Origin of the sequence: Lysinibacillus sp. NPDC093190, from assembly GCF_050280425.1 — a bacterium.
Classification (GTDB): domain Bacteria; phylum Bacillota; class Bacilli; order Bacillales_A; family Planococcaceae; genus Lysinibacillus.
On record NZ_JBNNVG010000025.1, the window covers coordinates 59,647 to 82,938 of the forward strand.

A 23,292-nucleotide genomic window follows, 5' to 3' on the forward strand; every position below is an offset into this window, starting at 1 on the left:
TATTTAAAACATTACCGATTATTTTCTTTCATGCGAAGCTTTGTTGTTTCTTGTCGAATCAGTAATAATGCCATTTGGTAATCTTTAATATCTAGTACATTCGCTTTATACAACTCACGAATTTCATCCTCCATTAACATCAAATCACCAATGGGATCTCGTGTGTAAATATAAGTGCCATATGTTTTTAATAATTCATAAATATCTAACATTTTGTCCATTTTAGTTCGCTCCTCGTTGTGTTACACAGTCAATACGTTTTGTCGGTGTCACAATGATATCTACTGGGCAATCGTGCGCTTCTGTAGGTACGTGTTCATATAGCTGTTCATTAAATAGCAGAGACATGAGCTTACCCTTCGTATAGTTTAATACATAGCGATCATAATAACCACCGCCATAGCCTATTCGATAGCCGAACTTATCAAAAACAACTCCTGGAACAAGGATGACATCCATTTCATTTGCGTCAACAAACTCACACTTCTCTGGAATTGGCTCACGCAAATGCATATAAACAGTTTCAAGCTGGGCAAATGATTCGATGGCATAAAATGACATTTCTCTTGTTTTTGGATTGCATTTAGGTACAGCGACTTTTTTACCAAGTTGCCACAGTTCTTCTATTAATGGAATTGTGTCGACTTCTGGCATATTAGAAATGGTGATACCTATTATAGTTGCTTCTATTATATATGGTTCCTGTAGCACTTTTTTTACTACAGCAAATGATTGATCGTGGTAAGCTACTTCGCTCATTTTGCCAAGAGCTTCTTTTACCTCGTTCCGTAAAGTTGTTTTGTCCATGCTAAGTTACCTCCTATTAAAATATAGAAAGCCAAAACCACAAGTGGTTTTGGCTTAATGAGCGATTACTTAGTTTCACGGTGAAGAGTGTATTTCTTCTCGCGAGAGCAATATTTTTTAAGTTCAAGACGCTCTGGATTGTTACGCTTGTTCTTTTTAGAAATGTAGTTACGTTCGCCGCAATCTGTGCAAGCTAAAGTAATGTTTACGCGCATTATTAACCCTCCCACTCTATATCAAGAATTTAAATTTTGAGCATGATTTATACGACTAACCTATTATAACATAAAATGAAAAAAAATCTACCTTCATTTCATATTAAGTTCGCATATGGTAAAATACCTTATAATTACATACTTAATGAGGTGAAGCTATTGGATTTATCCATCATACTTATGATTGTGGGGATTCTCCTAATTATTGCGTCGTTCTTTTTCAAAAATAGTGCGAAAAAAGTCGAACAAGATGTAGAGGAGCTATCCATCTCAATTTTTCAAGAAACAAATAATTTAAAACGTCGTCTAAAAATTGTTGAGGAGGAGCTGTTATTAGAGCCAGAGTTTCAGGTTAAATCACAGTCAGCGCAAACTAACACTATACCAAATCCGAAGGTTCAACAGGTCCTGCAAGCGGTTCAACAGGCTGCTCAGACATCGAAAACAGGACAAGCTGCTCCAAAAACGAAACCTATACATCAAATTATTATAAGTCAGGTACTTGAACTGAATAAGCAGGGTCTTTCTGTAGCCGATATAAGTATTCGTTCAAATTTAACGGAAGAGCAAGTCCGCCAAGTGATTGCAAACGGAGGTCGATGATTCATGAATAAATCCGCTATCCGTGCATTTGGCATTGCACTTTTTCTTGTCGGAGCATTGTTAGCTTTAGCTGCTCGTTTTGATCTCAATATTGGTCTTCCAACTAAAGCTTCCACAAATACAGAACATGTAGAGGAGCTACAAAAAAAGCTCGAGCAGGCCAATAAAGAAATTGCATTGTTAAAGGAACAAGATAAGCAAGCTCCAAAGAAAAATAATCAGAAGACAGATACACCTGAAACAAAGGCTAAAGACAATCATAAACCGGCAGATACACCGACAAATGCTACTACAATGACACTTCAAATTTATAGCGGTATGGAACCATATACTGTGGCGCAAAAGCTTGAAGATGGTGGCGTCATCGAAAATAGTGTTGAAATGGAACTTTTACTTGCTAATCCTAAATACGCACGAAGCTTACAAATTGGTTCGTACGAAGTCAATTCTTCGATGCCTTTAGAGGAAATTGCAAAATTGATTACAGGGAAAAAGCAATAACATTCCCCTCCTATTTGTAAAAATGGCTGTCACCAAAAATCACAACTACTGATTTTTGATGACAGCCTACTTTGTTTAGTTTATGAAATTTGTTCTAAAAAAGCTTTCATCATTATACTGCCCTCTTGTGTCCCAATGGATTCCGGATGAAATTGCAGCCCAAAAAGTGGGTACTCCTTATGTTGAATCGCCATAATTTCACCATCATCACTGGACTTTGCTAAAATATTAAAATCCTCATGTAAGGTGTTTTGCTCAATGACGAGGGAATGATAGCGCATTACTTCAATTTTACCGTCTAACTGAGCAAATAAGCCTGTTTTTTCGTATTGAATCGTAGATAATTTTCCATGCATTATATTTTTAGCTTGAACGATGCTTCCTCCAAAGGCTTGCCCTATCGATTGGTGTCCAAGACAAATGCCCAAAATCGGAAATTTCGTATAAAGCTCTTTAACAACATCCACTGTTATACCGGCATCAATTGGCGTACCTGGACCGGGCGATAAAATAATGGCTTCTGGTTGCATTTTCTCAATTTCTTCAACTGTCATTTCGTCATTACGTACTACTTTTACATTTTTCCCAAGCATACATATTTGTTGAAACAAATTATAGGTGAATGAATCATAGTTATCGATCAGTAAAATCATTTTTTTACCTCCAATAGCGCGCGAGCTTTATTCAGTGTTTCCTCATATTCAGACAATGGCACTGAATCGTAAACAATTCCAGCCCCTGCCTGAACATGAGCACGATGATCCTTAATAATCATTGTCCGAATGGCTAGAGCTAAATCCATATCCCCTGTAGCGGAAATATAGCCTACTGCACCTGCATAAACACCACGCTTCACAGGCTCAAGCTCATTGATAAGCTGCATAGCGCGAATTTTCGGCGCACCTGATACTGTACCAGCAGGTAAGCACGCTCGGAGAACATCCAAAACATGGACATCATCACGTAATTCGCCGATAACCTCTGATACAATATGCATAACATGTTTATAACGCTCAATATTCATATATTTCATTAGCTTCACTGAACCCACCTTGGCAATACGTCCAAGATCATTACGACCTAAATCCACTAGCATACGATGTTCCGCGATTTCTTTTTCATCATTTAATAAGCCTTCCGCAATCGCGTTATCCTGCTCCACTGTTTTACCTCTTGGCTTCGTTCCTGCGATAGGATTTGTCGTAACCTTTCGATCCTTCACCTTAACGAGACTTTCAGGAGATGTTCCTAAAATGGTATACGTACCAAAATCCATATAGAACATATAAGGTGAAGGATTAGAAGTACGTAATTGACGATATAAAGCGAAAGGATTACCTGTATATGGTGAAGTGAAGCGTTGTGATAAAACAATTTGGAAAATATCACCCTTACGAATATGCTGCTTTGCACGTTCAACCATTCCCACAAAATTTTCTTTAGCGATCATTGGTCTAAAATCTAGTTCTCCAAACGTCATGGTGTCAAACGTTGTTCCAGCATAAAGCTGTTCCTCCATCTTGAAGATAGCTAGCTCCATCGCTTCACGGGAACGCCCTTCATCAAATAAATCAATCGCTGCTAATGTTACCTCTTGCTTTAAATGATCAAAAACAATGAATGTATCATAGAAAAAAATATGAACATCCGGCATTTCTAAATCATCCTGCAAGTATTCACCTATTTTCTCTGTATAAAATGCTGTTTCGTAACCAAAGAACCCAATTGCTCCCCCGAAAAAGGCAAAAGGGTACTGTGCCCTATGCAACGGCATAATCTGTTGTAATTTTACTAATACATTGGCGCTCGATTTTTCTGTTTCTCCATCTTTGGTAAAAGAATACCCATTCGTTTCTCCTATCAGTTCTGCAATTGGGTTGACGGCAATAAATGAGTAACGCCCACTTTCTTCATGCTTGGCAGACGATTCGAAAAGCATCTTATGCTCCCCTTCAAGTGATTGATAAACGGAAATTGGCGTCATCATATCACCCTGCAATGCCTTCATGGCAAACTTTCTAAGCTCAACTGTCATACTCTTTCTCTCCTTTTCTACGCTCTGCTCTTCTACACCAAAATCTATCAATTATGCATTGGCGTAATGGACGCTGCCGCTTCATTAGCATTTCGCTTTCACTACTATAAACATTACGTCCGGATTTTGAACTGTGTAAACACTATTCATTCCGCCAAAACATATAAAAAAGGCCTTTCCATCGTAAAAGGACGGAAAAGCCGTGGTGCCACCTTCATTGGTCTTCATCAATTATGCCGCGGCATAATTGCATTCAGCTGATGTTTGGATATCCGCTGAAAGAGTTAAAAGACCCACTCTATACCCTGTAACGTAGGCAGACGCTAATCCATACTTTATTCAGGATTAGAGCTCCGAAGTCCATTCACTATTTATTTGTACTAGTTTCCACCAGCCACTAGCTCTCTATAACAAATAATAATAGCTACTACTCTTCATCAAAGCTGATTACATGTATTCATTGTAAAGTAAAAAAACTAACAATTCAATTTATTTTTTATTACGAAGCCATTCATCTTCAGCTGGATTTGCTAGTTTAATATTTAGTTCTTGAAAGATTTGACGAATAGCAAACAAAATATCCTGACGCACATTTAGCATCACCGCGGTATCATTGGTTGCCACATAGAAACGCACAAGGACGCGATAAGAGGTTGGATAAAACTCATCTATAAATACATAAATCATTTCTTTTTCTGTTTGAGCATGCAAATAAATTTCCTTTTGAATGGTACTTAAAGCGCTTCGTAGTTTTTCTTCTTCATTTTCAGCAGCTACAAATAAAAATTGCTCACATTTTCGTTTTTCTCGTCTTGATAAATTATAGATTGGTCGATTTACCAAATAGGAGTTAGGTACATAAACAAGCCCTTTATCCCCCGTTTGAATTAAAGTACTTCGAAGATTAATATCCTCAATGGTTCCTTCAATTTTTTGGTCCTCTGTTGCTATCCAATCGCCAATTTGAAAAGGGTTATCTAATGCGACTGACATCCCACCAAAAACATGTGCTAGTGTATCTCGAATACCAAAGGCAATCGCTACACCAATTAAGCCAATCCCGGTTAGAAAGCCATTCAAATTAAAATTCCAGAAAGAAGCAATCGTAAACATCGCCAATATCATAATAAGCACTTTTCCTATACGAAGAAAAAAAGGTAACAGGACATTTGGTTCCTCATCGGTATTCAACGGTAATGGCTGCTTTGTATAAAAATTTAAAACATCGTATACGCCTTTGAAGGCAAAAAAGACCATAATAGACAATACAAAATTTTTAGTCGCTACATGTGTAAATAAAAAGAGATCTAATAATATCGATAAGCTGAGTAAAATTACTGCAGACATAAATGCATAGCGAATCGCTTTATTAAATTGTGCAAGTACTGTTGCCTGAAAGTTACGCTGACGATTTCTCAGAAATGTAACAGTACGATTAATAACTTTCTTTATAACAAACTGCTGAAAAAGCCAACCAATTACACAAAGTGCAACGGCAATAATAACTTCCATCCACGTTGGGGTTGAAATATCAGGTAATAACCATTTCAATGAATTCAAATTTCATTCTCCTCTAACTACTATGTATATTCACAGAAAAGGAGCCGATCAACAATGACGATCAGCTCCGTTTTTATTGAATTGCATCATCCGCAAAAAAAGCCTTATTAGCAAACCAAAATTGCTGCTCATTAAAATTATGTTCATGCATAGCGATAACCGAAAATTCAGCATGGTACTTACGCTTCATTTCTTCAAGTATAGCCTTCGCTTGCTTTCCAACAAGATGCTGCCCATCGATCGGAGTGCCTTCTGTAAAAATAATAACATCCGCCTCTGTACAGTGTTGATTTTCTTGGAGCAAGCCCTTTACAAAATGGAGCACAGGCAGAACGGCAGATTCTCCTTTTGCCTTATAATCAATAAAATCCTTAAAATCGGATAAATTTAAATGACCTTTTTCGAATCGAAAATGTACATGAACTTGACAGTCATATGGAACGATATATAAATCTCGACGTTCACGGTGCGCGGTCATAAATAAAGGTAAAATTATGCTTTTACAAAGCTCAGAATATGCCGCCATACCAGTTGTTTGCTCAAGACAAATAATAATTGGACCTGTTTCTTTTTTGTATTCATCAAACGGAACATATAGGATGTTTCCTTTTTTTATTGTTTGACGATTAAGCTTTTGACGCCTAGCTCCTTGCCACTTTCTCTCATAATACAAGCGCTGCTCTTTTCCATTGGACAATCGTTCGGCTTGCTCAACAGTCTGTATATTTTCGCAAATTTCATGCATACTATCTGCCAATTCAAGTGCAAATGCTGCCATATTTCGTAATGTTTCACTCTTGTAAAAAAAATCAATAAAAAAATGTTGTTCCTTGTTAGTTAATTCCTCAAGATGTAAGTTTTCATATAGAAAACGTAAAAAGTCACGTTGTTCTGATGTGAATTCCAGATCCAATTTCTCTATGAGTGATTCTACATCGTCTTTCACGAAGCAGCACCTCCGCAGCACATTTTTTCGGATAATGTCTATAGTATAACCAAAATAAATTTTTGACAATACAATAACGTTTGCAGTATTTTGACGCTATTTTTAATAACAATGTTGCTGTTATTAATAATGTCATGGAAAACTATATGCCTACAAAATTAAGTATTCATTAAATAAAGTATGGCACTTCGATAAAACGAGTGTTTGATTTCCGTTCCAGCTGGGCGCTTTCCTAGGGGCGTCCGATGAGCCGCTTCACTCGCTTTGCTCGCTCCAGGGTCTCATCTGTGACGCTGATCCCTAAGGAGTCGCCCAGCCTCCACTCCAATCAGACACTCCGCGTAGTATGTATATTCTGGCATTTTATTCTAATTTATAGTGTTAAAACACAACTTCAGCAATGTTTTTATGTGCGAAAGCGGAGCGGTGGCAACAGAAGTGGTTTTTACGAAAGTGGAACGATAGCAATATACTCGCCATAGGAAAGCGAGTAGCATGGAACAATCCTCATTTAAAGCAACACCATATTACAATAATCTCCTTAACCGTTTGTTTTTTAACACTATGAAAAAAGAGCCTATTATTGGCTCTTCTCTGATTTGCAGACTAATGTTACCCCTAATTGAATTAAGCTGTATGATGATTTAATCGTGAGTCTTAAACTATCAGTATTTTGTAGGAGCGTTGAAATCATCTCGTTTTTTTTAAGGTGAGACTTTCTTCATATAGAAGATAATGGAACACACTCCTTTATAACCAGATCTTTTTTATTTGTTAATCATAGTCATAATAATATTTTGTTTTTATCCGCTCATACTAATGATGAGGAGCTGTTGATTTTTCACGGAGAGTAGCGACTCCAGCGGGATGAGCTTGCGCTGAAAGCCCCGCAGGAACGTAGTGACGAGGAGATTGATCCAATTATGCCTCGGCATAATTGCGTCCGGAATCGGCTTTGTGCCTGCACAAAGAACTCCTTTCCGATTCCGTGACATCCGCCGGAGGCTTTAACTACTTTCAGTGGGTGTCCAAACACCTGCTGAAAGTAGTTAAAGCCAAGCCCGCGGAAAGCGCCAACTCGGAGTGAAAATCAACCTTTGTTTATTGATACACTTATTCTTATGTCGACAAACTAAAAAGAGCCTATAATTGGCTCTTCTCTAACTAATTATTTAATTCATAATGTTTACCTTTGACTAAGTAAAATAAATGTTCAGCAATATTTGTTGCATGGTCAGCTGAGCGCTCTAAATATCGGCAAACAAATGTTAAGTGTGTGATTTGAGAAATATGTGCTGGATTTTCAGCTCCTGCACGTAGCAATAGCGTTATTGTCGCTCCATATAAATCATCCACATAATCATCTAGTTCAGCAATTTCTTTGGCATGAACAGTATCTTCCTCTGTAAAAGCTTTGATAATACTCTCTAGCATTTCCACAGTCTTGTTACACATCGTTTGCAAATTTGTTGTCGAAAAGACAAGTGGTTCTTTGCCAATTCGAATTGTCTCTTTGGCAATATTTACTGCATAGTCCCCTACTCTTTCCATGTCAGATGCGGCTTTGACTAGCACCATAAGACGACGTAAATCAGTAGCTACAGGCTGCTGCTTAGCAATCATTAAAATAACATGATCATTGATTTCTTCTTCAAGACGATTGATGATTAAATCATCCTCAAGAATCTTTAAGGATGCCTCTAAATCCTGATTTAATAATGCTTCAAATGCTAATTTAAGAGCATTGATACTACTATTAGCAATCTCGACAAATTGTTCTTGGACTTCTTTTAATTCCTGTTCGAAACGTTCACGTACTACCATCTAATCTCCTCCTTAACCGAAACGACCTGAAATATAATCTTCAGTACGTTGATCTGCTGGTGTTTGGAAGATAACGTCTGTTTTATCGTATTCAACTACCTCTCCACTTAGGAAAAATGCTGTACGATCAGAAATTCGCGCCGCTTGTTGCATATTATGTGTCACGATAATAATTGAATAATCTTTTTTCAGCTCTTGTACAAGCTCCTCGACTTTTAATGTAGAAATCGGATCAAGTGCAGATGTTGGCTCATCCATTAAAATAACATCTGGTTCAATTGCTAAACAGCGAGCAATACAGATTCGTTGTTGCTGACCACCTGATAAACCATATGCATTTTGATTTAAGCGATCCTTTACTTCATCCCAAATTGCCGCACCGCGTAAAGATTTTTCAACAATCTCATCAAGAATTTTCTTATTTTTTATGCCATGGATACGTGGACCATATGCAATATTATCGTAAATAGACTTCGGGAATGGGTTTGGCTTCTGGAACACCATACCTACACGAGTGCGTAATTCCTCAACAGTGTAGCTTTTATCTAAAATATTGCGCTCACGATATACTATTTCACCTGATGTTCGAACACTCGGTACAAGCTCTACCATTCTATTTAGCGTTTTTAAATAAGTAGATTTCCCACAGCCTGAAGGGCCAATTATAGCTGTTACTTCATTTTCGTAGATGCTTAAATTTATGTCTTTTAAACCATGATGATCACCGTACCATAAATTTAAATTACGTGTATCATAAACTACTTTTTTGGCAACATCAGCAGATGGCTTTGTAGCCGTATGAATCGATTTGACAACAGATTTTTCCTCTTTTATATCCAGTACCATAAGGTCACCTCATTAATAACGTTTTTGGAATTTATTTCGAATAAAGATGGCAATAGAGTTCATCAGTAAAAGCACTGTCATAAGAACTAAAATACCGGCTGCCGCTACATATTGAAATGCCTCTTGCGGACGTTTTGCCCAATCGTAAATTTGCATTGGTAAAGCAGTGAATTGGCTTAATAAGCCATTAGGTAAAAACTGTAAAATAACAGGGATACCAATTACAACAAGCGGTGCCGTTTCACCTATCGCACGAGACATCGCTAATATACTTCCTGTTAAAATCCCTGGAATAGCTGCTGGTAGCACAACATGCAATATCGTTTGCCATTTTGTCGCGCCCATACCGTAAGAGGCTTCGCGTTGTTCATTCGATACTGCACGAATAGCCTCCTGCGCCGCAACAATGATCACTGGTAAAATTAATAAACTCATTGTTAAACCGGCTGCTAAAACACTTTTTCCTAATCCCAACATCCGAACAAAAATTGTTAACCCAAGTAAACCAAATACAATGGAAGGTACACCTGCTAAGTTAGAAATATTCATACGAATAAAATCGTTTAGTCTATTTTTCTTTGCATATTCCTCTAAATAGATAGCAGTCCCTACACCTATAATAATCGACACTGGAGCAACAACTGCCATCAGCCAAAGTGAACCTATTAAAGCTGCCTTAATACCCGCTTTATCTGCAAATCGTGAAGCAAAATTTGTTAAAAAATCGATTGTTAAATAGTCGACACCTTGTGTAATTATTCGATAAAGCAAAATAGCTAGTGACACTAATGCAAAGGTCGTTGCTAAGAAGAATAATGACTTCCAAACTTTATTGAATGTAATACGCTTTGTCATTCGTTTCATGACGACTGTGTCATCCATATAGCGCATGCTAGTAAACCTCCCTGAAGCGTTTCGAAATATATTGAGCAATTAAATTCATCACTAAAGTAAAGATAAATAATGTGAATCCTACTGAATAAATCGAATAATAAATTGTCGTACCATAGCCAGCATCGCCTGTTGCAACCTGTACAATATACGCAGTCATCGTTTGAATCGAGTCTGTCACATCTAAATCGAATTTAGGTGTAGATCCGCCTGCAAGTGATACGATCATCGTTTCACCAATTGCCCGGGAAATGGCGAGGACAACCGAAGCGATAATGCCTGATAATGCAGCTGGTAATACTACTTTTATAGCTACTTCAAACTTTGTTGCTCCAAGAGCTAGAGCTCCTTCACGCATACTATTCGGGACAGATGACATCGCATCCTCAGAAAGTGACGTAATCATTGGTAGAATCATAATACCTACAACAATCCCCGGACTAAGTGCATTAAAAAGTTTCAGTCCCGGAATAATTTGCTGTAACATTGGCGTTACAAATGTTAATGCGAAGAAGCCATAAACAATCGTTGGTACACCTGCTAACACCTCTAAAATAGGCTTTACCGTACGTCTTATTTTTTCGCTTGCATACTCACTTAAATAGATTGCAGAAGCAATGCCAAATGGTACTGCTACAACAACCGCAATAAGTGTGACTTTCAATGTTCCAGCGATTAAAGGTAATATCCCAAATAACGGTTCCTTTCCTGAAAACGGTAGCCACTGTGTACCAAATAGGAAATCCGTAATCGAAACACGTTTAAAGAATTCAAACGTTTCAAAAATAAGGGTGAAAACAATGCCAAATGTCGTCAATATAGAGATAAGTGCCGCAGAAAATAATAGAGTTGGCATTGCTTTTTCCACTATTTTCTTTGTTTTATGATTGCGCGAATTTGCAATTAATTGCTGCACAGATGATGTCTTGTTTTCTTTTTGAGAAACCATTGGGTGCTCCTTTCAAATAAGAGAGGGAAAGAGCATACATCTCTTTCCCTCTATGCATGTCTACTTATTTTAAGCCTTCTAAAGTTTTTAAAGCTTCACTATATTTATCTTCAGGTAGACTGACATAACCAACTGCATTTGCCATGTCTCCCCCGTTTTCAAGTGTAAATTTGATGAAATCATATGCCGCTTCATTATCTTTCATAGCACTATTTTTCACATATACAAATAGTGGTCGTGAAAGCGGTGCGTATTCACCAGATTCGATTGTTTTATTTGTTGGCTCAATGCCGTTTACTTTCACAATACTTAATTTATCTTTATTTTCTAAGTAGTAAGCATAGCCAAAGAAGCCGATTGCGTTTTTGTCACCCGCTACACCTTGAACTAGCATGTTATCATCCTCTGATAATGTTGCTGATTTTGCTAGATCAGCACCGTCTAAAATTATTTCATCAAAGTAATCATACGTCCCTGAGTCAGTACCCGGTGAGTAATACACGATTTTTTCATCTGGCCAAGATGGATCTATATCAGACCATTTTTTAGGTTTACCATCTTCAACCCAAATTTTCTTTAATTGTTCAACTGTTAGATCCTTCGCCCAATCATTTTCAGGGTTCACGACAACCGATATGCCATCATATGCTAAAGGAAGTTCTGTAAAAGCAATTCCTGCTTTCTCTAGTTTTGCTTTCTCTTCATCTTTTATATGACGAGATGCATTAGAAAAGTCTGTCTCACCTGCGATGAATTTTTCAAAGCCACCACCAGTACCTGAAACACCTACCGATACTTTGACATTCGGTTGAGTCCCTGCATACTCTTCAACAACTGCCTCAATAATTGGTGCGACAGTTGATGAACCATCTCCAGAAACAGCGCCTTGCAGTTTTTTGTCAGCAGCATCTTGTCCTGAGCTCGCTGGTGCGTTTGATTCTGCATTGTTACCTTTTTGTGCAGAGTCGCTACCACATGCACCAAGCATTAATGCTGAACCCATTACCGCTGTCATCGTTAAGTACTTCCACTTTTTCATCTCATTTGCCTCCGTCACTAACATTTTTATAGTTGTTTGTCTTACAATCTTTACTATAATGACTAAATGTTGAAGTCGTATAAACAGTTCGTAAAAGAGACGTAAAGGAATGTAATGCTTTGTAAACAATTGTAAAGATGAATTTACAATTGTAGCTTTCGCATAGATAAACAATGCGTCCAGATTTTGAATTCTGCTAAAGCCAGCACGAAGGCCAACACGTTGTCGGTCATTTCGGTAATGCCACAGGACATGGCGTTTTTACCGATGCAGGTCAGATAGCCGTTTTCCTTTAATAATCAGATAAATTTGCTTCCTTTTGGAAAGATGCCATAATAAGCAATTGTGTCAGGAAATAATCTAAGAGGAGTTTGACTTTGTGATTAAACATACAAAAGTACAAAATACCGATTACTTTAAAACGTATTTAACGCTTATTATGGAACATCGTGAATATACTCTACAGGAAGCCGTAGATTTTATGGTAGAGTCTTATTTCTGTAATAATATAGAGATTTATGGATTAAAACCGAAACAACAATTTGAAATAGCTATTCAACAATTATCTGTATAGTAAGTCTTGTATATAAAACAAATAAAACACGGTATGAAAATGGTGATCTTTCATACCGTGTTTTTTCGCGGGTATTCAATAATACTCTGAAACTATAAAAAAACCGCTAGGCATTGAAATGCACTAGCGGTTTCTCTTATTTTTGCTCATCTTCACCAATTTTGTCTTTTGAAATAGCTGGTAAAATTGGTTGTTTTACATTACTATCTGTCACTTTTTCAGCGTTATATTTTGCCTTTAACTCGAAATATTTATCCACAGCCTTTCTTGCAATATCACTATTAGCCGAAAAAGGTTGGTTAGGGTTTGTTGATCCCCAAGGAATAACTACGGCATAGGCAATTTCAGGATTTTCATAAGGGGCAAAGCCAACATGTGTATAAGTAAGTGAATACTGACCCCAATGCTCTCGTAAATCCCCGTAATACATTACTTCAGCTGTCCCTGTTTTCCCTGCCGCTGTATAAGGTGCATTTCCAAATTGTCTTTTTGCTGTACCCTTTGCGCCAGTATAAACACGACGTAACCCTTGTTTTACATAGTTAATTTCATCTGATGAATTATCAATATGATTTAAAATTGTTGGTCCTATTTCTTTTACTAATTGACCTAGCGATTGCCCATCTTTTGATGGCTCACGTACCTCCTTCACAACATGTGGCTGAATGCGATAGCCGCCATTTGCAATTGTCGAGATATACTGTGCCAATTGTAACGGTGTATACGTATCATACTGTCCAATAGCTAAGTCGAGTGCTTTACCCCCATAGGTTGGACCAGTCGGACCTTGTACCCCAATAACTTCATTTGGTAAATCAATCCCTGTTTTTACACCTAACCCGAATTGTGCATAAGAATTACGCATTTTTGGGAATGTATCATCATTTAAACGAAGTGGCATCCCATAGCTATATGGTGTTCCATTAATAAGCAAAGCTGTTTTAAACATATAAACGTTAGAAGATTGCTCCAAGGCTCTTAAACCATCCATTGAAATATAGCCACCACGGTTAAAAATAGATTTTTTTACTGGTGTATTTAATAAATGGATTGGTTCATCCCCTAATACAGTACGTGGCGTAATGGCTCCTAGGTTATAACCAGTTAATAATGTTGCTGCCTTAACTGCAGAACCTGCCTCATAAGCTGTTGTAAAGGTGCCATACGAATAATCAACGACTTCATTCTTTCCTGTTACAGGATTTTTTTCGATTTTTTTACCAACCATTGATAAAATATCGCCTGTATTTGGGTCCATCATGACTAAAAAGGCACGATCAAGTAAAGACGAAGCCCCTCGTGATTTTAATTGAAGCAATTCTTCCTCGACAATTTTTTCAGTTGCAGCTGTTAACTCGCTATCTAGTGTTAAGACTAAATCATTACCAGGCTTACCATCATAGGTCGTAACGGTATCAACTACCTGCCCTTTTTTATTCGTAATATTTTTAACAACTGATTTTTGCCCTTGCAGTAAATCTTCATATTGCGCTTCAATATAACTTTCACCAACACGGTCATTTCGTGAATAATCACGAGCTAAATAATAATTCAGCTTTTCTTTTGGAATCCCTTTTGCTGGTACTGTTGTGCGTCCTAAAATAGCGAGTGATGATAATTTCAAACGCTTCCAGTCAGTTGTTGTGTTAACGCCTGGTAGTTGAGTTAGACGCTCAGAGACACGTGCAAATTCATCGGCAGATACATTTTCACTCTTAATAATTTGCGGTGATAAATTGTAGCCTGATACCATCTCTCGATAAATTGCTAATACTTCTAAGTCCTTATCTGTCAACTGTAGTATTTCTTCGTTTGTGATTCGTTCACGAACAAGTTTATCTATCTGTGCATTGATTTGACTTTCCGTTACATCTTCTTGTGCCCTAATTTTCTTTTCTTCTTTCTTTGTTACTTTTGCATAGGCAGCATCATGATTTTTTATAATCCAAAAATCTTGTTTATCACGTAATGTGACACGGTTCGTTGGCTGCTCAATCAATTGTGCCAGCTTTTCGGCTATGTCTAGCATGTCCTTTGTTGTTGTCGTCGACATTTTCGTATACGTAATAGCATTTTCTGGTTGGTTATCCACTAAAATACGCCCGTATCGATCATACATACGGCCTCTTGGCACACTTGTATTGACAGCTACCTCCTCTTTACGCTCTAAATCGCGTACATAATCTTCCCCTTTTACGATTTGCATATAGCCAAGTCTAAAAATTAGCATCGAAAATACGATAAATATAGCAAAGAAAAGGACATTCATACGAAATGTTAAATTAGAGTGATGTTTTGCTTTAACACTCGTCGCGCGATTTTTTCCCGGTACTTTGCGCATATGTATTCCCCTCCTCATCTAATTACAATTTAAATACACGATATTTAGTATACCATTCGAAGGTACGACAGGAAAGCATGCACTTAAGAATTTACTCTTGAAAACATCATTTATTTGACGCACTTTAAGATGAAAAGTTTCTGTTTTTTATCGATTGCTAGAAAAATAGTTTTTACATTAAATATTGGGAGGGTGAGGTATAATGTGAAGCTTTCCCAAACTTTCCGGCGATTGCTCCTCCCTTTCTGCCAATATGAGTGTTGGGGCATTCACCTCCACCTTAGATTGTATTGTATATCTCAAACATTATAGAACCTAAAAAAGACAGCAAAAAAGGCTATGCCTCAAGTGACTCATCACCTTTGACATAGCCTTCTAATAAACAGAGATTATTTTGCAGCTTGGAATTTAGCTTCCACTACATCCCAGTTTACTACGTTCCAGAATGCACCGATGTAATCTGGACGACGGTTTTGGTAGTTTAAGTAGTAAGCATGCTCCCAAACGTCTAAACCTAGAACTGGAGTTTTACCTTCCATAACTGGAGAGTCTTGGTTTGGAGTAGATGTAACAGCAACTGAGTCACCATCAACGATTAACCAAGCCCAACCTGAACCGAAGCGAGTTGTAGCAGCTTTTGCAAATTCTTCTTTGAATGCATCGAAAGAACCAAATTTAGCATCGATTGCTTTTGCAACTTCGCCAACTGGAGTTTTTGAACCGCCTGGAGCGATTACTTCCCAGAATAATGAGTGGTTAGCATGTCCGCCACCGTTGTTACGTACAGCAGCTTGTTTGTCAGCTGGAAGAGCATCAATGTTTGCGATAAGATCGTTAATGTCTTTTTCAGCAAATTCAGTACCTTCTACTGCTGCGTTTAAGTTTGTTACATAAGTATTGTGGTGTTTAGAATGGTGAATTTCCATTGTTTTTGCATCGATATGTGGTTCTAATGCGTCATAAGCGTAAGTTAATTGTGGTAATTCGTAAGCCATTGTTAAGTTCCTCCCTAAAGTAAAGAAATAATTAGTACATTCTTAGATTATCAAAATTGGTCAAACCATTCAACGAAAAATACTTCAAATTAAAGATTTCAGCCTTTTGACTGAAAAGCCAATACGATTACTATACTACCCTGTTTTTCAAATAGCTAATCTATAGGAAAAATTATATCGCTATAAAGAACACAACAATCATGACGATTTGAATTACTGCTTTTGCAAGTGTTGATACTAAGAAGCCTATGAGAGAGCCAACACCGCTTTTTACAGCCTCTCCAAATGTACGACGCTCTACGATTAGCTCTGCAATCACCGCTCCTAAAAATGGACCAACAAATATACCTACAACTGGAATGACGAAAGGACCGATTAATAAACCAATGGTACTGCCCCACATACCAGCATTTGAACCACCAAATTTTTTAATACCTAAGGCACTTGCTACAGAATCAGCAACAAATAATATGACAACAAATATAATTTCACTCGCCCAGAACCACCAGCTTAGCTCTGCAAATGAAAAAAATAATCCATATACTAAAAAACCACCGACTAAAAAAAGCACACCTGGAATTATCGGGTAAACCAATCCAACAAATGAAATGACAAAGCAGGAAATCACTAAGATCCAGCCAACAACTTCCATAAAAAATTCTCTCCTTTTGTCGTGCATTGCCTTTCATACGGATTCACAAAGCTAAAAGTTTCGTTCATTTAATGTCTAATTCCTAAAATAGAGTCAGCTATATTTACAGCATGATCTCCTATACGTTCTAAATTGCTAACGATATCCGTATAGACGATTCCCGCCGCTCCATTACATTCATTTGTATTTAAGCGCGCAATATGCTTTTGTCTTAGCTTATCTTCCATATCATCTATCAAGCTTTCGAGCTCAGTTACTTCCTGTGCCAAGCTCAAACTAGCTGTATCCAGAGCCGCTATACTCTTTCGTACAGCTTCAATCGCTAAGCTAAACATGCCTATTAAATCTTGTCGTGCTGACTTACTTAAACTTACCTCATGATGATCTTTATATTGTAAAAGCTCTAAAATATTTTCAAAATGATCGCCAATACGTTCAATGTCTCGTACATTTGTTAGAAGTGTATGGTGTCTTACTGAGTCTGCACGAGAAAGTGGCTGCTTAGACACCATCACTAAGTAATTCGTGATTTCCTTGTCTAAATGATTGAGCGCTACTTCTAATTGTAAAACTGTAGGAATATGAGTAGCTTCACCTGTTTTCATATATAAAAATGTTTCTTCTAAACCATGAAGGGCATGCTCCCCCATACGTAACACTTCCTCTTTCGCTTGTCCAAGTGCAATCGCTGGAGAAGAATCAATGAATGCTGGATCTAAATGCTTCGTTGTCACATCAATATTTCCATCATGTCCAGGAACTAGCTTCGTGACAAGTACAGCCAATCCTCCGATAAATGGTAGCTGAATCATCATATTAATAATGTTAAATGAGCCATGTGCTATCGCTATTTGCATTTTCGCTTCTAAATGGAATAGCCCGCTAATCCACTGAACGTAATGCATAAATGGTGTAAAGAACACCATGAAAATGATCGTACCTATAATATTAAATAGCACATGTGCCGCTGCCGCACGTTTAGCATATATAGAAGCACCAAGTGAAGCTAATACTGCTGTAATGGTCGTGCCTATATTTTCACCAAATAAAATAGGTAAAGCACTATCTAAGCCAATTAAATGCTCAGCATACAAGCCCTGTAGCACACCAACAGTCGCTGTTGAGCTTTGAACAAGCAATGTAAAAACTGACCCAAGAAAAATTCCTAAAATAGGCTGATTACTTAGATGAAGCGTTAATGATTCAAAGTCCGCTAATTGATGAAGTGACTGCATGCTTGCACTCATTAACTCTAATCCTAAAAATAATCCCCCGAAGCCAAATAATATTTGTCCAATATACTGATATGTCGCTTTCTTAAAGAAAAATAACAGCCCTGCACCAATCGCCAATAACGGATAAAAATAAATGCCGATATTAATACCAATAATAAATGCGGTTATGGTCGTTCCAATATTGGCCCCCATGATGACACCGATTGCTTGACGCAATGTTAAAAACCCTGCACTCACTAGCCCAACCGTAATCACCGTCGTTGCAGAGCTCGACTGGATACAAATCGTTACAATTATGCCTACTAACACTCCCATTAAAGGGTTTGTTGTAAAACGATTTAACCATTCACGCAGTCGATCATCTGCCGATTTTTGGAGCCCATCCCCCATAAATTTAATGGAAAATAAAAAGACTCCTAAACCACCTAAAAATTGAAACAGTATGCTTTGCCAATCTATTGTCAATTGTATTCGCTCCAATTCCTACGTCTCTACTACTCTATTCCTAATCTTTAAATGATAGTATAGAAAAAGTAAAGAAAACCTTTAACTTCTTTACACAATATTAACATTTCATCATCGTATTCTCAGTTATTATTACTTATTTCATATCTTGTCAATGTTGAACATGATAAAATAGCGATTGGAGGAGATATGTTTATGAAACACTCGCAACTATTTATCGATAGCCTAATTCATCCAAAAAAACTTGCTGCCTATCGTTTATTACCTATAGGAAAAGTCATTCAATATACCTTTCTTCTAATTACTGTTGTTACAGTTTTCTCATTTGGTCGTTTTACGGCTGGTATGTCTGTTGATACATTTGATATGAATAGTTTAAATGGTATAACTGAATACATAGAAGGCGTTAAATGGGTATTGTATCCCGTGACATTCATCATGCTTTTTGTTTTTACAACGATGCTTATTTTTGCACAAATTGCTCTCTATGCCTTGGCAGGTCTACTGATTTTAAAAGTCATGAAACGTCGCGGAGAATACCGTCATATTTGGCGTACTACAACATTTGCTATGACTTGGGCAACTCTAATAAGTATGCTATCAGATTATCTACCGATTAACAGTACAATTATCTCTGTTTTCTCTTTATTTTTAACAGTGACTCTACTAATCGTTGCCATGACAAAGTATCCAAAACAACCAAACACAAAATAATGTGCATGATTCCCCTCTCTTCTAAATATAGTGTAGAAAAGGAGGGGATTTTTTGCGTGCTTTAGTGTTAACAGCTATCATCATTATTTTTGCTTTTGTCATGAAAGTAGATTTAACAGAAGGTTCATTACATTTTGCTGCCATTTCTCCGAAAAATACGGAAAACGCCCTTTGTGAAAAGCAGCAAGAGCCAAATTATATCACTGTACAGACTATTCAAGGTGATACCATTCACAGTTTATTTGCACTTCATCCTGCAAAAGTACCCATGACCTTTCCTGAACGTTTACAACTTTTTTATGAATTGAATCCGCATTTACAATTACAGGCTCTTGTTCCTGGTGAAAATATTAAGCTTCCGCTGTCATTTGAATTTGAAAACAAATGTGGAAAATGAAAAGTTAGCGTTTCTTCCTTGTCCTTATTTTCTTACACTGCTAAAATAAATGTCAGTGACGGTCGAAAGTATGGCCCGAAAAGGAGAGAAAGTTAATGAGTGAAATTTGTCACCGTACAAATACACGTCCCGTGCGTGTCGGTAACTTAACAATAGGTGGTAGTAATGAATTATTCATTCAAAGTATGTGTACAACAAAAACACATGATGTCGAAGCAACAGTAGCGGAAATTCTTCGTCTTGAGGAAGCAGGCTGTCAAATTGTTCGTGTCGCAGTACCAGATGAGCGAGCAGCTGATGCGATTGCAGAAATTAAAAAACGTATCCATATTCCATTAGTAGCTGATATTCACTTTGACTATAAATTAGCATTAAAAGCAATTGAAAATGGTATTGATAAAGTTCGTATTAACCCAGGTAATATTGGGCGCAAGGAAAAAGTAGAGGCTGTTGTTAATGCAGCAAAGGCTAAAGGTATTCCAATCCGTATTGGGGTAAACGCTGGTTCATTAGAGCGTCATATTTTAGAAAAATACGGTTACCCTACTGCAGACGGTATGGTAGAATCTGCCCTCCACCATATTAAAATTTTGGAGGACTTGGACTTTCACGATATTATCGTATCCATGAAGGCATCAGACGTAAATCTAGCGATTGAAGCCTATGAAAAAGCGGCTAAAGCCTTTGATTATCCTTTACACTTAGGAATTACTGAATCAGGTACATTATTTGCTGGTACAGTAAAATCAGCAGCTGGCCTTGGTGCAATTCTATCAAAAGGTATTGGTAATACATTACGTATATCACTATCAGCAGACCCTGTTGAAGAAATAAAAGTAGCACGTGAGCTATTAAAATCATTTGGTCTTGCTTCTAATATGGCAACCCTTATTTCTTGTCCAACATGTGGTCGTATCGAAATTGATTTAATTTCAATTGCCAATGAAGTAGAAGAATATATTTCTAAACTTAATGTACCGTTAAAAGTAGCTGTTCTTGGTTGTGCGGTTAACGGTCCTGGTGAAGCACGCGAAGCCGACATCGGTATTGCTGGTGCTCGTGGTGAAGGTTTACTATTTATGAAGGGCAAAACAGTTCGTAAAGTGCCTGAAGAAACAATGGTAGAAGAGTTGAAAAAGGAAATCGATAAATTAGCAGCTGAAATGGTAGAAAAACGCGCGGCTGAAGAAGCAGAAAAAGCGAACGCCTAAGGAGGTGCTAGCATGAAAAAGCCCCGTTTCGGTATTGATATCGATGGAACAGTGACATGTCCTAGTACACTCATCCCACATATCAATAAACAATACAATGTAAATATTACACTCGACGATGTGTGCGAATATGATTTTTTATCAGCATTTCCCCACCCTGTTGATCGTGTAGCATTTAATACATGGTTTAAAGAAAATGAGCCATTTATGTATGAAGTATCTGAAGCAGCTAAAGATGCGAAACATATTTTAAATACGTGGAAAGAAAACTACGAACTTTATTACATCTCTGCACGTGGTGAGAATGTATCAGATGTTACGGTAAATTGGTTTAATTCACAGTCTATTCCGTACGATCATATCGAGCTCATTGGTAGTCACGATAAGGTTTCTGTAGCAAAAAAACATGGTGTTGAGGCATTCTTTGAGGATAAGCATGATAATGCAGTTATGCTTGCGGAGGAATTAAAAATACCGGTCGTATTATTTGACACTCCGTATAATCGTCTTGCTATTCCGGACAATGTCGTACGAGTTTATAACTGGCAAGAAGCCCACCAATTTATCACTAACTATTTTAAATAAATCAATTATGCCTCGGCATAATTGCGTCCGGAATCGGCTTTGTGCTTAGGCCTGCACGATGCAGGTCAGTTAGCCGTTATCGCATGGATGCGATGATTTTAGGCTAACATCCTATAAGCACTCCTTTCCGATTTCCGTGACATCCGCCGGAGGCTTTGGGCCAACAAGATGTTGGTCACTCAGTCGTTGCCACAGGACGTGGCGTTCTTAGACTGAGTTCCTCTTTTTCAGCGGATGTTTGTACACCCGAAAAATAACTTAAACCTGCATTCATCTCACGCCCTATAGATGTGGGAGACTTTTGCTGAAATAAGTTAAGGGAGTCGTGTTCATGTATTGAACACGACTCTTCTTCTTTTATACATCAAGTATCCCTCGTAACCAACGCTCCACAAAATTTTCAAAGGTAATGCCATAATTTTCATAAACAGCATGGTATACGAAATAAGTTCCTAATCGCTCAAGTAATTCATCATTAATCTTCACCACAAACCGCTCCTTTTCTTCGGTGAATTTACTAAATTTTCAGATACTCAAACTTACAATTTCTTGAACATTCTAGTGGAGGTCGCATCGTTGCAAAACCGTCACAATCTGCCGCCTTCATGCCCTTTCTTCATAGTTTTTTTTTCGTTAATATAGTAGTAACAACTTGCAATACTGGAGGGACTACTTGTGAGATGGATGACAAAGGTAGCTTGTATAACATGTCTTTGCGCGCTGCTAGCTGGCTGTGGTGATCGATTATCTGAAATTAAAGAAGCGGTTTCAGGCATAAATTCAGCAGCAGAAACTGCAGCCAGTGCAGTTGGTCGTGATGTACATGCTATACGAGCAATTGCCATTAACTATAAAGATACATCTTTTACGGTTAATGACCTGTTTAAAACTATTTTACGTGACGTACGCTGGGATTATGACGATGAAAAAAGAGAGCTTCATGTGAGAGGTACATGGCAAGCACCACTATTTTCTGAGCAGCAGTGGGATGATACAATAAAAAAACAACTAGCAGAAACAGGTGTAGTAAAGGTTACGTGCACTTTTGAGAACAATAAAATTGATAGCGCTCTCACAAATGTAACACTTATTTTTAATAACGAAACGATTCTAGAAATGACTGGCGAAGATGCACTTCATCACATATATGATACATTTTTACAAAAACAAACTCCGTAGCTTTTAATCAAGGCAATTTTCTCAAAGATTGTTACTGTTTTTAAAAAAAGGCAGATTTAATCTACAAAACGTGTAGATTAAATTCTGTCTTTTTGTTTTGATATTTCGTGAATCGAAAATTTAACTAAAGCTCCCCGTTTATCAAGTTAGAACAGTTCCCTAAGACGGTTAATGGAATGTCTTCCGTATACAATAGTTCACAACGTTTACGATTGGGCTATATCTGTTTGGAAAAATGACTACATCGGCTGAACCGCCTGTTTTTGTTTAATTGTTAGCGTCATCGTCTCGTTGCAGCTCCTTCTAGGCTGTTACTCTTTATGATAATGCCGTGGCTGAAGCTACGTTTAAAGTATTTAAAACAGAATTCGCTAATGGAGCTCATTTCACTTCTCTTGAACAGCTCGCTCTTGAACTTGATGATTATGTTCATTGGTTCAATAACATTCGAATTCACGGAACTCTAGGCTATTTAACACCAGTGGAATTCAAGAAACAGCCCTTATAATTTTTGTCCAGTTTAGTGTTGACATACCACTCTCTTAACACCCCAGCGGCGATACTGATTACAGAGTAATTAAATATATTAAAGAATTTCTCGTTAAATAAAAGAACCCTGTAGCTTTTCGCAAATTTGAAGTGACCCCTAAAAGTTAGACACGGTTATTCATTAGGCAGCTTGGGTAAAACGAGTTCGGTATTGCACCGGACTCGTTTTTAATTTTGCC

General features: G+C 37.6%; 25 protein-coding genes, 1 pseudogene and 1 other annotated feature. Of the genes and pseudogenes, 9 read left to right on the forward strand and 17 right to left on the reverse strand.

Going from position 1 to position 23,292, the window contains the following annotated elements; translation table 11 throughout:
* Positions 1-11: 11 nt before the first annotated feature.
* The 3 genes from ACQKOF_RS18320 to rpmG all read right to left on the reverse strand — a co-directional run bounded on the left by ACQKOF_RS18320 (position 12) and on the right by rpmG (position 1,022).
* Positions 12-221, reverse strand: a complete 210-nt coding sequence (locus tag ACQKOF_RS18320; protein WP_427560045.1) for a YqgQ family protein — start codon at positions 219-221, stop codon at positions 12-14.
* Position 222: 1 nt separating this feature from the next.
* Entirely contained in the window at positions 223-807 is a 585-nt protein-coding gene (locus ACQKOF_RS18325) for a 5-formyltetrahydrofolate cyclo-ligase (RefSeq protein ID WP_427560048.1), read from the reverse strand.
* A 65-nt stretch (positions 808-872) separates the two neighbouring features.
* Positions 873-1,022, reverse strand: coding sequence for a 50S ribosomal protein L33 (gene rpmG / locus ACQKOF_RS18330; protein ID WP_008408521.1), 150 nt, complete (start codon positions 1,020-1,022; stop codon positions 873-875).
* A 150-nt stretch (positions 1,023-1,172) separates the two neighbouring features.
* Between rpmG and ACQKOF_RS18335 the strand changes: the two genes are divergently transcribed.
* Both ACQKOF_RS18335 and ACQKOF_RS18340 read left to right on the forward strand, forming a co-directional pair.
* Positions 1,173-1,625, forward strand: a complete 453-nt coding sequence (locus ACQKOF_RS18335) for a hypothetical protein (RefSeq protein ID WP_427560101.1) — start codon at positions 1,173-1,175, stop codon at positions 1,623-1,625.
* Positions 1,626-1,628: 3 nt separating this feature from the next.
* Positions 1,629-2,126: a hypothetical protein gene (locus ACQKOF_RS18340; RefSeq protein WP_427560050.1), complete on the forward strand. Its 498-nt coding sequence runs from the start codon at positions 1,629-1,631 to the stop codon at positions 2,124-2,126.
* Between the two features lie 80 nt (positions 2,127-2,206).
* Here the strand turns inward: ACQKOF_RS18340 and ACQKOF_RS18345 are convergent, their stop codons facing one another.
* From ACQKOF_RS18345 to ACQKOF_RS18385, 9 genes are all read right to left on the reverse strand, one after another.
* Positions 2,207-2,779, reverse strand: coding sequence for an anthranilate synthase component II (locus tag ACQKOF_RS18345; protein WP_427560052.1), 573 nt, complete (start codon positions 2,777-2,779; stop codon positions 2,207-2,209).
* Positions 2,776-4,161 carry an anthranilate synthase component I gene (gene trpE / locus ACQKOF_RS18350; protein WP_427560055.1) on the reverse strand — a complete coding sequence of 462 codons (1,386 nt, stop codon included), beginning with the start codon at positions 4,159-4,161 and terminating at the stop codon, positions 2,776-2,778. Before trpE ends, ACQKOF_RS18345 begins: the two co-directional genes overlap by 4 nt.
* Positions 4,162-4,345: 184 nt before the next feature.
* Positions 4,346-4,611 (reverse strand) — a binding site (T-box leader).
* A 39-nt stretch (positions 4,612-4,650) separates the two neighbouring features.
* The gene (locus tag ACQKOF_RS18355; protein ID WP_427560056.1) at positions 4,651-5,721 is read right to left on the reverse strand and encodes a mechanosensitive ion channel family protein; all 1,071 of its coding nucleotides are present in this window, start codon (positions 5,719-5,721) and stop codon (positions 4,651-4,653) included.
* Positions 5,722-5,794: 73 nt separating this feature from the next.
* Positions 5,795-6,667 (reverse strand): hypothetical protein, encoded by an 873-nt coding sequence (locus ACQKOF_RS18360; RefSeq protein ID WP_427560059.1) that lies wholly within the window; start codon positions 6,665-6,667, stop codon positions 5,795-5,797.
* A gap of 1,164 nt (positions 6,668-7,831) precedes the next feature.
* A complete protein-coding gene (phoU, locus tag ACQKOF_RS18365; RefSeq protein WP_427560062.1) occupies positions 7,832-8,491 on the reverse strand; it encodes a phosphate signaling complex protein PhoU in 660 nt (219 codons plus the stop codon).
* Positions 8,492-8,503: 12 nt separating this feature from the next.
* Entirely contained in the window at positions 8,504-9,337 is an 834-nt protein-coding gene (gene pstB, locus ACQKOF_RS18370; RefSeq protein WP_427560064.1) for a phosphate ABC transporter ATP-binding protein PstB, read from the reverse strand.
* Between the two features lie 12 nt (positions 9,338-9,349).
* The gene (pstA, locus tag ACQKOF_RS18375; RefSeq protein ID WP_370042975.1) at positions 9,350-10,228 is read right to left on the reverse strand and encodes a phosphate ABC transporter permease PstA; all 879 of its coding nucleotides are present in this window, start codon (positions 10,226-10,228) and stop codon (positions 9,350-9,352) included.
* Position 10,229: 1 nt separating this feature from the next.
* Positions 10,230-11,177 carry a phosphate ABC transporter permease subunit PstC gene (gene pstC, locus ACQKOF_RS18380; protein WP_427560067.1) on the reverse strand — a complete coding sequence of 316 codons (948 nt, stop codon included), beginning with the start codon at positions 11,175-11,177 and terminating at the stop codon, positions 10,230-10,232.
* Positions 11,178-11,241: 64 nt separating this feature from the next.
* Positions 11,242-12,216: a PstS family phosphate ABC transporter substrate-binding protein gene (locus tag ACQKOF_RS18385; RefSeq protein WP_427560070.1), complete on the reverse strand. Its 975-nt coding sequence runs from the start codon at positions 12,214-12,216 to the stop codon at positions 11,242-11,244.
* A gap of 379 nt (positions 12,217-12,595) precedes the next feature.
* Between ACQKOF_RS18385 and ACQKOF_RS18390 the strand changes: the two genes are divergently transcribed.
* Complete coding sequence (locus tag ACQKOF_RS18390) at positions 12,596-12,790, forward strand: hypothetical protein (protein WP_427560073.1); 195 nt, start codon at positions 12,596-12,598, stop codon at positions 12,788-12,790.
* A gap of 136 nt (positions 12,791-12,926) precedes the next feature.
* Here ACQKOF_RS18390 and ACQKOF_RS18395 read toward each other — a convergent pair whose 3' ends face one another.
* The 4 genes from ACQKOF_RS18395 to ACQKOF_RS18410 form a co-directional block, all read right to left on the reverse strand.
* Complete coding sequence (locus ACQKOF_RS18395; RefSeq protein ID WP_427560076.1) at positions 12,927-15,131, reverse strand: peptidoglycan D,D-transpeptidase FtsI family protein; 2,205 nt, start codon at positions 15,129-15,131, stop codon at positions 12,927-12,929.
* Between the two features lie 389 nt (positions 15,132-15,520).
* Positions 15,521-16,126, reverse strand: coding sequence for a superoxide dismutase (locus ACQKOF_RS18400; protein ID WP_427560079.1), 606 nt, complete (start codon positions 16,124-16,126; stop codon positions 15,521-15,523).
* A gap of 172 nt (positions 16,127-16,298) precedes the next feature.
* A complete protein-coding gene (locus ACQKOF_RS18405) occupies positions 16,299-16,778 on the reverse strand; it encodes a DUF456 domain-containing protein (protein ID WP_427560081.1) in 480 nt (159 codons plus the stop codon).
* A 68-nt stretch (positions 16,779-16,846) separates the two neighbouring features.
* Positions 16,847-18,478, reverse strand: a complete 1,632-nt coding sequence (locus ACQKOF_RS18410) for a Na/Pi cotransporter family protein (protein ID WP_427560083.1) — start codon at positions 18,476-18,478, stop codon at positions 16,847-16,849.
* A gap of 195 nt (positions 18,479-18,673) precedes the next feature.
* On the opposite strand from ACQKOF_RS18410, the gene ACQKOF_RS18415 reads away from it, so the two are divergent.
* The 4 genes from ACQKOF_RS18415 to ACQKOF_RS18430 all read left to right on the forward strand — a co-directional run bounded on the left by ACQKOF_RS18415 (position 18,674) and on the right by ACQKOF_RS18430 (position 21,385).
* A complete protein-coding gene (locus tag ACQKOF_RS18415; protein WP_427560085.1) occupies positions 18,674-19,192 on the forward strand; it encodes a DUF1189 family protein in 519 nt (172 codons plus the stop codon).
* 52 nt (positions 19,193-19,244) lie between these two features.
* Complete coding sequence (locus tag ACQKOF_RS18420; RefSeq protein ID WP_427560087.1) at positions 19,245-19,589, forward strand: hypothetical protein; 345 nt, start codon at positions 19,245-19,247, stop codon at positions 19,587-19,589.
* A gap of 95 nt (positions 19,590-19,684) precedes the next feature.
* A complete protein-coding gene (gene ispG, locus ACQKOF_RS18425) occupies positions 19,685-20,800 on the forward strand; it encodes a flavodoxin-dependent (E)-4-hydroxy-3-methylbut-2-enyl-diphosphate synthase (protein ID WP_427560090.1) in 1,116 nt (371 codons plus the stop codon).
* A 12-nt stretch (positions 20,801-20,812) separates the two neighbouring features.
* Entirely contained in the window at positions 20,813-21,385 is a 573-nt protein-coding gene (locus ACQKOF_RS18430; RefSeq protein WP_427560093.1) for a 5' nucleotidase, NT5C type, read from the forward strand.
* Positions 21,386-21,742: 357 nt separating this feature from the next.
* On the opposite strand, the gene ACQKOF_RS18435 is transcribed toward ACQKOF_RS18430, so the two are convergent.
* Positions 21,743-21,871 (reverse strand): hypothetical protein, encoded by a 129-nt coding sequence (locus ACQKOF_RS18435; protein ID WP_256469430.1) that lies wholly within the window; start codon positions 21,869-21,871, stop codon positions 21,743-21,745.
* A gap of 198 nt (positions 21,872-22,069) precedes the next feature.
* Here ACQKOF_RS18435 and ACQKOF_RS18440 point away from each other — a divergent pair, with 198 nt between their 5' ends.
* Positions 22,070-22,564, forward strand: coding sequence for a hypothetical protein (locus ACQKOF_RS18440; RefSeq protein WP_427560103.1), 495 nt, complete (start codon positions 22,070-22,072; stop codon positions 22,562-22,564).
* 319 nt (positions 22,565-22,883) lie between these two features.
* Positions 22,884-23,072 (forward strand): annotated as a pseudogene (locus ACQKOF_RS18445) (IS3 family transposase); the annotation flags it as partial.
* Between the last annotated feature and the right edge of the window lie 220 nt (positions 23,073-23,292).